The 13,468-nt window shown below is 65.4% G+C and carries 10 protein-coding genes; 3 read left to right on the forward strand and 7 right to left on the reverse strand.

Annotation, left to right across the window (positions count from 1 at the left end):
• Positions 1 to 253: 253 nt before the first annotated feature.
• The 5 genes from AC3IPP_RS12805 to murB all read right to left on the reverse strand — a co-directional run bounded on the left by AC3IPP_RS12805 (position 254) and on the right by murB (position 7,876).
• A complete protein-coding gene (locus tag AC3IPP_RS12805) occupies positions 254 to 3,319 on the reverse strand; it encodes a TonB-dependent receptor plug domain-containing protein (RefSeq protein ID WP_489149238.1) in 3,066 nt (1,021 codons plus the stop codon).
• A gap of 426 nt (positions 3,320 to 3,745) precedes the next feature.
• The gene (ftsA, locus tag AC3IPP_RS12810; protein WP_087138786.1) at positions 3,746 to 5,071 is read right to left on the reverse strand and encodes a cell division protein FtsA; all 1,326 of its coding nucleotides are present in this window, start codon (positions 5,069 to 5,071) and stop codon (positions 3,746 to 3,748) included.
• Between the two features lie 27 nt (positions 5,072 to 5,098).
• Complete coding sequence (locus AC3IPP_RS12815; RefSeq protein ID WP_489149239.1) at positions 5,099 to 5,938, reverse strand: cell division protein FtsQ/DivIB; 840 nt, start codon at positions 5,936 to 5,938, stop codon at positions 5,099 to 5,101.
• Positions 5,926 to 6,864 (reverse strand): D-alanine--D-alanine ligase, encoded by a 939-nt coding sequence (locus tag AC3IPP_RS12820; RefSeq protein WP_489149240.1) that lies wholly within the window; start codon positions 6,862 to 6,864, stop codon positions 5,926 to 5,928. The genes AC3IPP_RS12815 and AC3IPP_RS12820 overlap by 13 nt, the downstream gene beginning before the upstream one ends.
• An 88-nt stretch (positions 6,865 to 6,952) precedes the next feature.
• Positions 6,953 to 7,876: a UDP-N-acetylmuramate dehydrogenase gene (gene murB / locus AC3IPP_RS12825; RefSeq protein WP_489149241.1), complete on the reverse strand. Its 924-nt coding sequence runs from the start codon at positions 7,874 to 7,876 to the stop codon at positions 6,953 to 6,955.
• Between the two features lie 38 nt (positions 7,877 to 7,914).
• Here murB and AC3IPP_RS12830 point away from each other — a divergent pair, with 38 nt between their 5' ends.
• Positions 7,915 to 8,646 carry a hypothetical protein gene (locus AC3IPP_RS12830; protein WP_489149242.1) on the forward strand — a complete coding sequence of 244 codons (732 nt, stop codon included), beginning with the start codon at positions 7,915 to 7,917 and terminating at the stop codon, positions 8,644 to 8,646.
• Between the two features lie 3 nt (positions 8,647 to 8,649).
• Here the strand turns inward: AC3IPP_RS12830 and murC are convergent, their stop codons facing one another.
• Positions 8,650 to 10,095, reverse strand: coding sequence for a UDP-N-acetylmuramate--L-alanine ligase (gene murC / locus AC3IPP_RS12835; protein WP_087138796.1), 1,446 nt, complete (start codon positions 10,093 to 10,095; stop codon positions 8,650 to 8,652).
• Between the two features lie 61 nt (positions 10,096 to 10,156).
• Positions 10,157 to 10,798, reverse strand: a complete 642-nt coding sequence (gene catB, locus AC3IPP_RS12840; RefSeq protein ID WP_489149243.1) for a type B chloramphenicol O-acetyltransferase — start codon at positions 10,796 to 10,798, stop codon at positions 10,157 to 10,159.
• A 306-nt stretch (positions 10,799 to 11,104) separates the two neighbouring features.
• Here catB and AC3IPP_RS12845 point away from each other — a divergent pair, with 306 nt between their 5' ends.
• Complete coding sequence (locus AC3IPP_RS12845; protein ID WP_125901514.1) at positions 11,105 to 12,184, forward strand: site-specific DNA-methyltransferase; 1,080 nt, start codon at positions 11,105 to 11,107, stop codon at positions 12,182 to 12,184.
• Positions 12,185 to 12,316: 132 nt separating this feature from the next.
• Positions 12,317 to 13,408 (forward strand): glycosyltransferase family 4 protein, encoded by a 1,092-nt coding sequence (locus AC3IPP_RS12850; protein WP_489149244.1) that lies wholly within the window; start codon positions 12,317 to 12,319, stop codon positions 13,406 to 13,408.
• The last annotated feature ends 60 nt before the right edge of the window (positions 13,409 to 13,468 follow it).

The raw sequence follows: 13,468 nt of genomic DNA on the forward strand, positions 1-13,468 counted from the left end.
CCGACCTAAGGACCCTGCCCTTCGTCCCCGATGCGAACTCCCCGCCGAATCGCATTGGTTATGAGCGCGTTAAGGAAAACCCTGTCTGCGTTAACGAAGGGTTACCTCGATAATATGAGTCGCAAACCTGCAGAGAGAAAAATTTGCGGTGACGCTTTGATTTCAAGGCGTTCGCAACCTCGCACAAGAAAAAGGAGGCGACGCCGAAGCGTCGCCTCCTCCACACAGCCCAAAGACTGCACGCTTCTGTAGCTTAGAAGCTCATCCGCGCGCCCATAACGAAGCGGCGCCCCAGCCCGTCATAGACCGCCGGCTCGGTCGTCCAACCGGTGGGCTGACCATAGCCCTGACCGATATAGACATACTCGTCGAAGATGTTGTCCACGCCGGCGAAGACCGTGGCCTTCTCAGTGATCGCATAGCGAACTTGCAGATCAGAGAAGGTGGTCAGGCCGATGTAGCCGCTGACATCGTTATCGGCGCAATCGTTCAGGTCGAAGTAGCAGCTTTCACCGATGAACTGCGTCTGCCAGGAGACCGTCAGGGGACCACGGCGATACAGCAGATCCAGCTGCCCCTTGTTCTTCGAGAAGCCGGTCGTGCCGGCTCCCTCGACCAACTCGGCGCCCGGCAGGGGCGAGGTCTTATACTCATCCAAGTGCTGGTAGGTCAGGCTGGCGACCAGCGTACCCCAGTTACCGCTCATGTTGCGGGTCATGGGGAAGTTGTCCAAGTCAAAGGTGTAGCTGGCCGCAACGTCGATGCCGCTGGTCTTGAACGTGCCGAGGTTCTGCGTCTGCGAGTTCAGTTCACGCATAGCGCCGACCTGAGCCGTGCCGGCTTCGTAACGGACGATCGACTGACAGAAGGGGCTGCTGGCGTCGTAAACGCCGCCACTGTTGACGTAGCACTCGTTCAGACTTGTGCCGCGCCCCAGATTAGCGATGATGTCGTCAATTTCAATGTTGAAATAGTCAATCGAAATCGAGAACGGCGACAGCCAATCGTACCAGTCGGCGTTGAACACCAAACCAGCAGAGAAGCTCGTGCTCTCCTCCTGCTTCAGATCAGTGTTGCCGCTGTTGAAGCCGCCCGTGCCCTGAGCTTCAGACTGGGTCTGCGCAAACACGCCGTCACGAGCGACACGAGCCGCCAGGGTCGGGTCGGCCAAGCAAGCCCTAGCCTGTTCGCTGCCAACCGTAGCCGCATCGACGCCGCTGGCCAGAACGTTGCCGGGATTGGCGATGTCGACGCGCGTATTAGTAAACGCAGCTTGACCACCCGAAACGGTCAGACCGCGGCACGGGTCGAGGTTGGTCGGGAAGGTTTGCGAGCGCCCCGAGAAGAGCTCGCTGATGTTCGGCGCACGAACGGCGACCGAGTACTGCGTGCGCAGCTTCAGCCAATCCGTGGGCATGTATTCGATCGAGGCGGCCCAGGCATTGGTGTTGCCAACCGTCGAATAGTCCGACAGGCGTCCCGACAGGTTCAAGTCCAGTTGCTTGGCAAACGCCATGTCCGCCAAGATGGGGATATTAAGTTCGGCAAACCCTTCGATGACATTGAATTCGCCCTTGGTTTCCGGGGCGATATTGCCGCTGGCCAAGCCCTGCTGCAGGGTGGCGTCAGGCGTGTTGCGAGATTCTTCGCGACGGTATTCGCTACCGACCGCGAACTTGAGCGGACCAGCCGGCAGTTCGAACAGGTCACCGCCGATGAAGCCGTTCAGGACTTTTTGGTCGACAAAGGAATCGAAGGTGTTCTGAACGCCGATATAGTCAACAACGGCCTGAGAGGCGCCGCCGGCTTCGAAGATCTTGAAGGGGGCGCAACCACGGGCACGTTCGGCAAGATTGCGGCAAGCCAAGACGCCGCCGCCCGTATCCACCACGTCTAAGGTGTTGATCAAGCGATCCTTCAGGATACCCCCGTTGGTCAGCTGCTGCTCCGAACTGCGTCCCCAGTTGGCGCTCAACTCATAGTTCAGGTTCATCGAACCCGGCAGTTCACCGTTGATACCGGCGACGACGCGGAACAGGTCGCGGGTCGCTTCGTTCTGACGGTTGCCGAACTCGGTCATGCGGCGCTGGAAGCCGACCACGCGTTGGTCGTCCGTCAGACCCGGCGTGCGGGCCCGGACGTCGTTACGGATGGATTCCGGCACGATCGCGCTGAGCAGCGGGATGCCGTACTGACAACCCGTGGCCGAACACACCGGCTGCAGACCCACGTCCTGATTGTTGCGGAAGATATCCGCGCTGCCCACCGGGCTCGGCTCAATGTCGCTCTTGGTCGTGCCGCGATAATACGAACCCTCGAAGAAGAAACGCGTGCGGTCGTCGAAGTTGTACATCGCCTGGCCCGAGAACTGCAGCGCGCTGTTGGGCACGTACAGCTGACGCTGAGCCTGACGGTCGAAGCCGTCAATCGCAGCGGCGTAGGGACGAGCGGCGCCGGTAACCGGGTCGTAGACTCGGTTCGCATTGTTCACACCGATACCCGGCACGATCGCCACGCCTTGGGGCGTGAAGCTAGAGCCGTAGAAGTAACGGGTCTCGCCGAAGGTGCCATCCGCGAAGAACAGGCCGCCCTGACCGTCCATGTGCATGCCGCGATCTTCGCGATCGCGGGCGTAGACGGCCTTATTGTCCTGATAGGACAGGGTGCCGACGAAATTGCCGCGGTCGTCGGCGAAGTTCGAGCCGAACTTGGTGCCGATCTTGAAGTTTTCGCGGTCGCCACGATCCGTGATGCCGTACTGACCGAACATCTGGAAGCCTTCGTAGTCCTTATCGGTGATGATATTGACCACGCCGGCGAGAGCGTCCGAACCGTAGATCGACGATGCGCCGCCCGTAACGACGTCGATACGATCAACGAACTCGGTCGGCAGGCTGTTGAAGTCAACGATCTGCGAACCCGGAAGACCCGCCACGAAACGACGACCGTTGACCAGCACCAGAGTGCGATCTTCGCCGAGGTTACGCAGGTTGACCGTGGCGACACCGTTGCCCTGGGTGAAGAAGTTGGAGTTGGTAGGCGTCAGCGACGAAACGCCCGCAGCCGGTAGCGTGCGCAGGATTTCGCCCAGATTCACCTCACCGGTCGTCGCAATGGCCTCCGCCGAAACAACCTGCACCTGCGTCGGCGCTTCCTGATTGGGACGCGCGATACGCGAACCCGTGACGACAATTTCGCCGACCTGGGTCGCGGCTTCTTCCCGCTCTTCCTGCGCCGTTTGAGCAAAGGCCGGAGCCGACATCGCGAGAACGCCCGCGAGCATCGTGCTTCCGAAGAGATATCTGCGTTTCAAGTGCATTTTGGACCCCAACCTTAAATGAAAACTGCACAGCGCAACGACTCTGCGCCACGCCTCACACAACAGGGGTCTAAGCGAAAAACGGGGGCAGGCAACCTTTGTGGCCCAAATTGGACCATTAGGCGTCAGCGCTGTAACAATGAAGACACAGTTCGGACACAGACAACCTATCGTCGATATTGTTCGTATAAAATGCGACTAAATCAAAAATTATCGGATTTACCTCAATGTGAATCCTGTTTTGCAGATTTTTTTCATACCGACGATCAGTCATTCTGGGCGCAAATGAGGCGCAGATATCAGGTATGAGCGCCTGCGCGCGCAATCGCTCTCATGGCCGAGCCATGGGCTTTGGAGTCCGTAGATGCGCTAGAACGCCCAGATGTCAGACGCACGGGTTCGCCGCCTGAGAACGTGACTAACCTTTTACAGGTTGTCCCGCAGCCAGCCCGCTGCGCGGGCGACCATGCCGCCGCGATGCACCTTGGGCGCGTCGGCGGCGGTAATCTGGCGGGACATCAGCTTGCGGGCGGAGACCGCCTCGCGCGGGCCATAGGCCGCGCGGAGCAGGACGCCGGCGGCCGAGCAGAAGGCCGGGCCGGCCGCAGCATCGGCCAGGTGGGGCGCGCGTTGCGGGCGGCCCAGGCGGACCGGGCGGTCGAAGACGCGCACGGCCAGTTCGCGCACGCCGTTCAACTGGCTGGCGCCACCGGTGAGGACGAGGCCTGCGCCGGGCTCGAGGCCCATGCCTGCGTGTTTCAGGCGGTCGCGCAGCAACTCCAGCGTCTCTTCCACGCGGGGGGCGATGACGGTCTTGAGCATGGCGCGCGGGACGATGACGGGGCCAGCCGAGGCGTCCTCGCCGCGCGGCGGGGCTTCCAGCATTTCGCGATCTTCATTGGCCGACGCCATGGCTGAGCCGTGCAGGGTCTTCAGCCGCTCGGCGCCGACGCGCGAGGTCGACAGGCCGCGCGCGATGTCGGCGGTCACATGGTCGCCGCCGACGTTCAGGCTTTCGATGTGCAGCAGGGAGCGACCGCCCCAGACGGCCGCCGAGGTCGAGCCGCCGCCCATGTCGATGCACAGGGCGCCCAGTTCCATCTCATCCTCTTCCAGCGCGGCGAGCGAGGAGACGACCGGCGCGGCGGCCACGCCCTGCAGGTCCAGGTGCGCCAGTTCGAGGCAGTGGCTGAGGGCGTTGAACGAACCCTCGGACATGGAGACGACCAGCAGGTCCAGCCCCAGCGAGCCGCCGCGCATCGAGCGCGGGTCGTGGACGCCGCGCGCGCCGTCCACCGACCAGGCGATGGGAAGGACGTGGATCGGGCGCCGGTTCGGCAGGCGGATCTGGGCCAGTGCCATGCCGATGGCGCGGGCCAGATCGGCGTCGCTGATCGGGTGGGAGCCGAGCGAGACGCGCGCCTGCACCCGGTGGCTAGCCATCTGGCCGATAGCCGTGGTGACGACGACGCCGGAGACGGGGGCGCCCGCCGCGCGCTCGGCGCGTTCGACGGCGTGGCCGATGGCCTGAGCCGTCTCGTCCATGTTGACGATGGCCCCGCCCTTGACGCCGCGCGACTGGACGTGGCCCGCCCCGGCGACGCGGATGGTGCGGTCGGCATGGCGCACGCCGTCCGGCTTCATGATGAAGCAGGCGACCTTGGCCTGACCGAGATCGAGCGCGGCCACGACCGGCGCGCGCGGCGCGCCCCTGCCCTGTTCCGGCTTGATGTCTCGGCTGCGTCCAACCATGGGGTCGTGTCCTTGAGGGTCAGATAGTCAAACGGCGCCTTCGGAAGGGCGGATGGCCACTTCTTCCGGCGTGCGAAGGTCGATACGGGCGAAGCCCAGGTCCAGCAGGCGTTCGCGCTGGTCCAGGGCGTCGAGGCGGATAAGGGCGGATTCCTGATCCACGGCGGGCAGCTGGATCAGGGCGCCGTCCTTGAGGCGCAGATCCCAGCGGCGCTCGTCCACGCGGACCAGGGCGTCGATCTTGGCCATCAGGCGCGGGCGCTGGGCCAGCAGAGGCAGCACGTCGGAGGCGGCCTGATCGGCGCCCTTGCCCACCACCAGCGGCAGGCGCGGATAGCGACCCGCGTCGGCGCCGGGAATGACGATGCCCTGGGCGTCGATGACGTGGGCCTTGCCCCCCACCTGCCAGACGGCGAGACGGTCGTGTTCCTTGACGTCCACGATCAGGGTGTCGGGCAGCAGGCGCACCACGCGCGCCTCCTTGACCCAGCCGACGGTCTGAACCCGGTCACGCACAGCGGCGAGGTCCAGGTTGACGATGGGCTGATCGGCATGGACGCCGACGGCGGCGCGCACGGCCGCGGCGGCCTCGGGCGAGGCGCCGGTGACGTGGACCTGACGCACCTTCAGACCCATGCCCGTCGTGACCAAGTCAAAGCGTTCGGAGACGGCGGTGGAGATGCGCTCGGCCCGCGCGCCCGTGGCCAGCACGGCCGCCAGTATGCCGACGCCGACCACCAGGGTCGCCGCCACGACGCGCGGCGACATGTCCAGACGGCCGATCTCGGCCGCGCGGCCGGACGGAGCGCCGCGCGCGCCGCCCTTGCCCGAAGACTGTCGCCGACCGCCGCGCACTACCGCGGGCATGAGGCGTCCTCCACCATCCAACGAACCAGTTCGCGATAATCCATACCGACAAAGGCCGCCTGCTCGGGAACGAGCGAGGTCGGGGTCATGCCGGGCTGAGTGTTCACCTCCAACAGAACGAGAACGTCGTTAACATCGTCATAACGGAAGTCGGCGCGAGAGACGCCTCGGCACCCCATGGCCGCGTGGGCCAGCTCGGCCTGACGTAAAGCCTTGTCAAAAACGTGCGACGGCAGCTCGGCGGGCAGGACATGGCGCGATCCGCCGGGCGCGTATTTGGCCTCGTAATCGTAGAAGCCCTTGGTCGGGGTGATGTCGGTGATGGTCAGAGCGCGCGGGCCGGTCGCCTCGCCGATCACGCTGACCGCCAGTTCCTTGCCGGGAATGAAGGGCTCGACCATGACCTGATCGCCATAGGTCCAGTCGTCGGCGCCGACCTCGACCACCGGGCGGTTGGCGCCCTCGCGCACCACATAGACGCCGACGGAGGAGCCTTCGGCGTTCGGCTTCACCACATAGGGCGGATCAATGACGTGTCGGCTGGCGACTTCGTGCCGGTCGAACAGACCGCCGCCGGGCACGATGACGCCCGCCGCCTGCAACACGGCCTTGGACTTGTCCTTGTCCATCGCCAGGGCCGAGGCCAGGACGCCGGAGTGGGTGTAGGGAATCTTCAGCGTCTCGAGGATGCCCTGGACGCAACCGTCCTCGCCCCATTTGCCGTGCAGGGCGTTGAAGACGACATCGGGCTTCAGCGCCGTCAGCACCTGCGCCAGATCACGTCCAGCGTCGACCCGCGTGACCTTGCCGACCTGTCCCTCAAGCGCATCGGCGCAGCCGCGGCCCGAGGACAGCGAGACCTCGCGTTCCGACGACAGGCCGCCCATCAGGACAGCGACATGGAGGGTGTTCAGGGGCGTACGCATGGCGACATCCGAAGACTAGCCCACCCCTATGCCCTGAATACGGTTAACCGGTTGGAAACGATAGCGGCCAGAAGCGGAATTTAAGCGCCTACTTCCGGCCGATCCGCTTGATCTCCCAGTGCAGCTGCACGCCGGTCTTCGCCAGCACATCGGCGCGGACGGCTTCGCCCAGCCCCTCGATGTCGGCGGCGCTCGCCTCGCCGGGGTTGATCATGAAGTTGGAGTGCAGCTCGCTGAACTTGGCGCCGCCGCCCCCATGTGGTGCAGGCTCGGCGTGCAGCTTGCCGCGCCAGCCCGCCTCATCGACCAGTTTCCATGAGGAATGGCCTTCCGGGTTCTTGAAGGTCGAGCCGCCGGTCTTTTCACGGATCGGCTGGGTCTTCTCTCGACGCGCGGTGATCTCGCTGATCCGGGCGGCGACGGCCTCGGACGCGTCGGGCGTTCCGCGATACGTCGCCTCGATCCAGATGATGTCCGCCGGGGCGTTGGAATGGCGGTAGGTGTAGCCGAAGTCGGCCAGGGCCAGCTCGACCCGCTCGCCCTTGCGGTTCAGGCCCCAGGCCGAAACCAACACGTCCTTGGTTTCCGAGCCATAGCAGCCCGCATTCATCGTCAGGGCGCCGCCGATCGAGCCGGGAATGCCCGCATAGAACTCAAGCCCGGCGATGCCCGCCTTGGCCGAGGCGCGCGCCACCATGCTGTCCAGGGCGCCGGCGCCCGCCGTGACCATGACGCCATCGGTCGTCACCTGGCCCCAGGCGCGGCCCGCCAGACGGATCACGACGCCCTCGACCCCGCCGTCGCGCACGATCAGATTGGACCCGACGCCGATCACCGTCACCGGCACATCCTCGGGCAGGGCCTTGAGGAAGTCGGCCAGATCATCGGCGTCGGCCGGAATGAACAGGGCGTCCGCCACCCCGCCCACGCGAAACCAGGTGTAGGGGCCCAGCGGCTCGTTCAGCAGCAGCTTGCCGCGCACATCAGGAAGAGCTTCAGTCCAGGTCGTCATTCAAATCTCATGCACGTTCAATGTGCGATAAAGCTGCGATGCCCCGATCCACCCCCGCACGCAAGAGCAAGCGCCTTCTGCCGACGCTTCGGGAGCCGTTGCGATCCATTCTGCTGATCCTCGTCATCACGCCGCCCAGCGTGTTCGGCCTCGGCGCCGTCTGCATAGGCCTGCTGTTCGCCGCCGAGGCTGTCGGGCGCGACCTGACGTTCGAACAGTCGTTGAACGGCGTGCTGACGGTCCTGATGGCCCTGGTCTTTTTGCCGCTGGCCCACGCCGGGAACTATCGCTGGTTCTGGCACATCGAAAAACGACGCATGGCGGGCGACTTCATGCGCGGCGCGGCGATCCCTGACGCCTTTTCAGAACCGACCGAACCGCCGCCCGTCGCGCCGGTCAGCCTTAAACAGCGAGCCTTTTACGTCCTGCTCTATCTGGTCGCGATCGGCCTTCTGCTCTTCGTCTACCTGCCGCTCGGCCATCAGGCGATGATACAGGAGTTCATCAGCCGGTATAGCGCGGGGCGAGCCTCGGCCGGGTCGCTGGCGGCCCTGCTGACGGCCTGGCTGCCGCTGCTGGGCGGCATAGCGGTCGTCATGCTGCTCCTGGAAGGCGACATGAAGAAGATTCGCGCAGGCCTGCTGGACCCGACCGAAACCCTGAGGCTTCAGGCCCGCGTCGAATGGCTCGGCGCCTTTGTCACGGCCTTCGCCATGACCAGCCTGTTCTGCTTCTTCATCGGCAGCATGATCGGCCGCTACCTGGGCTGATCCTCAGCCAAGCGCCTCCAGCTGCGCCGGCAGGGCGTAGGCCCAGCTGGTGATGTCGCCGGCGCCCAGAAGAACCACCAGGTCGCCCGGCTTGGCCTCGTCCTTGATGACGCGCGGCAGGACGGCCGCGTTCTCCAGCGCGGCGACGTGGCGGTGGCCGTAGCGGCGGACGCCCTCGACCAGGGCGTGCTTGTCGACGCCCTCGATCGGTTGCTCGCCCGCCGGATAGACGTCGGCGACCAGCACGCTGTCCGCGTCCGAGAAGCAGGTGGAGAAGTCCTCCATCAGATCGCGCAGTCGGGTGTAGCGGTGCGGCTGGACCACGGCGATGACGCGGCCGGTGTTGTCCGCGTTCTGGACCACCTGGCGGGCGGCCTTCAGCACGGCGGCGATCTCGACCGGATGGTGGCCATAGTCGTCGATGACGCGCACGCCGTGGGCCACGCCCGTGGTGGTGAAGCGGCGCTTGACCCCGCCGAAGCCGGCCAGGCCCGTGCGGATGGCGTCGTCGTCCACGCCGATTTCGCGCGCCACGGCGATGGCGGCCAGGGCGTTGGAGACGTTATGCCAGCCCGCCATCGGCAGGTGCAGGTTCTCGATGCGCGCGGGCTCGCCCAGGGCGGCCATGCCCTGCCCCTGGATCACCACGTCGAAGCGTGATCCGTCCGGGTCCATGCGCACATTGTCGGCGCGGACCATGGCCTGCGGATTGAGACCATAGGTGACCAGACGGCGGTTATCGATCTGGGCCGCCAGCTTCTGCACCTCAGGGTGATCCAGACAGACCACGCCGAAGCCGTAGAAGGGAATGTCTTCGATGAAGTCGCCGAACGCCTTCTTCACCGCGTCGAAGTCGCCGTAGTGGTCCAGATGCTCCGGGTCGATGTTGGTGATGATCGCGACCGTGCACTTCAGGCGCAGGAAGGAGCCGTCGCTCTCGTCCGCCTCGACGACCATCCAGTCGCCCTCGCCGACCTTGGCGTTGGTGCCGTAGGCGTTGATGATGCCGCCGTTGACCACCGTCGGGTCCAGCGATCCAGCGTCCAGCAGGGCCGCGACCATGGAGGTCGTCGTCGTCTTGCCGTGAGTGCCGCCGACGCCGATCGAGAACTGCAGCCGCATCAGCTCGGCCAGCATCTCGGCCCGACGCACCAGAGGGATGCGGCGTTCTCGGGCCACCGTCAGCTCGGGGTTAGTCGCCTTGACCGCCGTGGAATAGACCACCGCCGAGACGCCCTCGGTCACATGGGCGGCGTCGTGGCCGATATAGATACGGGCGCCCAGCTTCTCCAGCCGCTCGGTGTTGGCGCTGGCCTTGGCGTCCGAGCCCTGCACCTGATAGCCGATCTTCAGCATGATCTCGGCGATGCCGCTCATGCCGATGCCGCCGATGCCGACGAAGTGGACAGGCCCGAGGGCGAACGGAACGGGGCGAAGACGACGGATCATCTTCGCCCCATAGCTCAAACAGGATGCGATTTGCACCATGCCTTCGCCGAGGTGAGTGGGTTTATGCCGCCTGGACCTCAGTCCATTCGCGCCAGAAGGCGTGCAGGGCCGCGATGTCGCCGCTGCACAGCAGGGGCATGGCCTCGCCCAGCCGGGCGTCGTCCCAGTCCCACCACTTCATCTCCAACAGCATGGCGATGTTGTCGTCGTCGAACCGCTTGCGGATGACCTTGGCCGGATTGCCGCCGACGATGGCGTAGGGCTCGACGTCGCGCGTCACCAGCGCCCGCGTGCCGATCACGGCGCCGTCGCCAACCTTCACGCCCGGCATGATGATCGCCTCGCTGCCGATCCAGACGTCGTTGCCGATGACCGTGTCGCCCGCCGGTTGGAAGGCGTCGACCGCGCCGGCGAAGTGCGGAACCTCGGGCATGTAGAAGAAGGGGAAGGAACTGGCCCAGTCGTTCCGGTGCCCCTGATTGCCGGCCATGATGAAGGCGGCGCCGCTGCCGATCGAGCAGAACGCGCCGATGATCAGCCGATCCACGCCCGGCTCTGTCATCAGATAGCGGGCGCAGTCGTCAAAGCCGTGGCCGTGATACCAGCCGGAATAATAGCTGTAGCGTCCGACGATGATGTTCGGATTGGTCGCCAGATCGGACAGCAGTCGCCCCTTGAACGGGCTTTCGAAAACCTGAGTCATGGAAATCTCTATGTGCGCGGCCGCAGCCGGTCAGCGCCGGGCGGCCTTGGAATTTTTATCGAAGAGTATGAAGCGCGCAGCCTGAATACGCCGGGCGAAACCGGCTCGCACAGGGTGCGCCGCTCGGGGGCGTCAGGCCCGCACGGACGCTATCAGAAAGGTCTGACCGCCATTTCCATGCGGCGATTATGGCCCCGTTTCGCCGCAACGCAATCAACGCAATCGCCGACGCGTGAATCTTGGTTACTCCGCCTTAACCGTAAGGATTCACCATAAGCGCCTAATCCGTCTAGGGGCCGCCTTTCCATGTCCGAGTTGAAGACCGACGTCATCCTGCGTGGCGACTGCATCGAGGTGCTGAAAGGCCTGCCGGACAAGTCGGTGGACATGGTCTTCGCCGACCCGCCCTACAATCTGCAACTGGGCGGCGACCTGCTGCGTCCGGACAACTCCAAGGTCGACGCCGTCGACGACGACTGGGACAAGTTCGACAGCTTCGCCGCCTATGACGCCTTCACCCGCGCCTGGCTGGGCGAGTGCCGCCGGGTGCTGAAGGATGAGGGCTCGCTCTGGGTCATCGGCAGCTATCACAACATCTTCCGCCTGGGCGCGGCGATGCAGGACCTGGGCTTCTGGGTGCTGAACGACATCATCTGGCGCAAGTCCAACCCCATGCCGAACTTCAAGGGCACGCGCTTCACCAACGCCCATGAGACCCTGATCTGGGCCGCCAAGTCGCGCGAGCAGAAGCGCTACACCTTCAACTACGACGCGCTGAAGGCCTTCAACGAAGACACCCAGATGCGCTCGGACTGGACCCTGGCCCTGTGCACCGGCGGCGAGCGGCTGAAGGATGAGAACGGCGACAAGGCTCACCCGACCCAGAAGCCCGAAGCCCTGCTGCACCGCGTGCTGCTGTCGGCCAGCCGCGTCGGCGACGTGGTGCTGGACCCCTTCTTCGGCACCGGCACGACGGGCGCGGCGGCCAAGCGTCTGGGCCGCCACTTCATCGGCATCGAACGCGACGAGACCTACGCCAAACTGGCCGAGAAGCGCATCAAGGCGGTCATCCCCGCCGCGCCGGAGGACCTGGTCGTCACCGGCTCCAAGAAGGCCGAGCCCAAGGTGCCGTTCGGCGCCCTGGTCGAGGCGGGGCTACTGGCGCCGGGCGACAAACTGTATTGCCCCAAGGGCGAGCGCGAGGCGCGGGTGCGGGCCGACGGTTCGCTGGTGTCCGGCGCCCTGACCGGCTCGATCCACAAGCTGGGCGCCCTGCTGGAGAACGCCCCGGCGTGCAACGGCTGGACCTACTGGCGCTTCAAGACGGACACGGGCCTGCGCCCCATCGACGCCCTGCGCGCCGAAATCCGGGCGGGAATGCAGTAAGGCGGCTGCTTCCGACCGCCGCATAACCTACAGGCGGCGTTGAAGAATATCGTTCCAGCAACGCTGGAACCCGGCGATCCTGCGCGGATTGAGGTTTTGGCGCCGCGTCTTCACGCGACGCAGGAGCCTGCCATGAAGATCGCCCAAGTCACGCCCTTGTACGAGGCCGTGCCGCCCCGGCTTTACGGCGGCACGGAGCGCGTGGTCGCCCACCTGACCGACGCCCTGGTCGAACTGGGGCACGAGGTCACCCTGTTCGCCAGCGCCGACGCGCGCACGCGCGCCCGTCTGATCCCGGTCAGAGACCAGGCCATCCGTCTGGACCCCGCCGCCCTAAAGTCCGATCTGGCCGCCCATATGAACCAGTTGGCGGAAGTGCTGGACCGCGCCGATCGCTTCGACGTCATCCACTTCCACACCGACATGATCCACTTCCCCTTCTTCGAGGGATGGGCGGACAAGACGGTGACGACCCTGCATGGGCGGCTGGACCTGAAGGATCTCGCCCCGATCTACGACCGCTGGACCGAATACGGCCTCGTGTCGATCTCGGACGATCAGCGCCGCCCCCTGCCCCACGCCAACTGGCGGGCGACCGTCCATCACGGCATGCCGGGCGATCTTTACCGCTTCTCGCCCCTGTCGCAGGGCTATCTCGCCTTCCTGGGCCGCATCTCGCCCGAGAAGCGGCCCGACCGCGCCATCGAGATCGCGACCCGGCTGAACAAGCCCCTGAAGATCGCGGCCAAGATCGACGCCGCCGACCGCACCTATTGGGAGACGGAAATCGAACCCCTGGTGCGCGGCAATCCCCTGGTCGAGTTCGTCGGCGAGATCGGCGACGATCAGAAATCCGCCTTCCTGGGCGGGGCCGAGGCCCTCCTGTTCCCCATCGACTGGCCCGAGCCGTTCGGCCTGGTGATGATCGAGGCCATGGCCTGCGGCACGCCCGTCGTGGCCTTCGCCTGCGGCTCGACGCCCGAAATCATCGAGGACGGGGCCACCGGCTTCCTGGTCTCGACCATGGACGAGGCGGTCGCCGCCGCCGCGCAGGCGCACCGGCTGGACCGGGAAGCGATCCGCGCGCGGTTCGATCTGCGCTTCTCGGCCACGGCGATGGCGCGGCGATACCTGGACGTCTACGCCGATCTTCTGGCGCAGCGGCCGTTCGCGGCGCCCATGCGGACGATCGAGGAGGAGCGCAGCTTCGCCGCCCTAGTCTGACCCTCCCGACCCGACGACGAACACCGTTTTCATCTGAACTGAACCGCGCCCCGGCCGTTG

Source organism: Brevundimonas sp. KH_060 (assembly GCF_057838275.1).

Excerpts from the sequence above, each read along its gene's own strand:
- AC3IPP_RS12805 (WP_489149238.1), bottom strand. The coding sequence starts at position 3,319 with ATGCACTTGAAACGCAGATATCTCTTCGGAAGCACGATGCTCGCGGGC.
- ftsA (WP_087138786.1), bottom strand. The coding sequence starts at position 5,071 with ATGGTTGGACGCAGCCGAGACATCAAGCCGGAACAGGGCAGGGGCGCG.
- AC3IPP_RS12815 (WP_489149239.1), bottom strand. The coding sequence starts at position 5,938 with ATGCCCGCGGTAGTGCGCGGCGGTCGGCGACAGTCTTCGGGCAAGGGC.
- AC3IPP_RS12820 (WP_489149240.1), bottom strand. The coding sequence starts at position 6,864 with ATGCGTACGCCCCTGAACACCCTCCATGTCGCTGTCCTGATGGGCGGC.
- murB (WP_489149241.1), bottom strand. The coding sequence starts at position 7,876 with ATGACGACCTGGACTGAAGCTCTTCCTGATGTGCGCGGCAAGCTGCTG.
- AC3IPP_RS12830 (WP_489149242.1), top strand. The coding sequence starts at position 7,915 with ATGCCCCGATCCACCCCCGCACGCAAGAGCAAGCGCCTTCTGCCGACG.
- murC (WP_087138796.1), bottom strand. The coding sequence starts at position 10,095 with ATGATCCGTCGTCTTCGCCCCGTTCCGTTCGCCCTCGGGCCTGTCCAC.
- catB (WP_489149243.1), bottom strand. The coding sequence starts at position 10,798 with ATGACTCAGGTTTTCGAAAGCCCGTTCAAGGGGCGACTGCTGTCCGAT.
- AC3IPP_RS12845 (WP_125901514.1), top strand. The coding sequence starts at position 11,105 with ATGTCCGAGTTGAAGACCGACGTCATCCTGCGTGGCGACTGCATCGAG.
- AC3IPP_RS12850 (WP_489149244.1), top strand. The coding sequence starts at position 12,317 with ATGAAGATCGCCCAAGTCACGCCCTTGTACGAGGCCGTGCCGCCCCGG.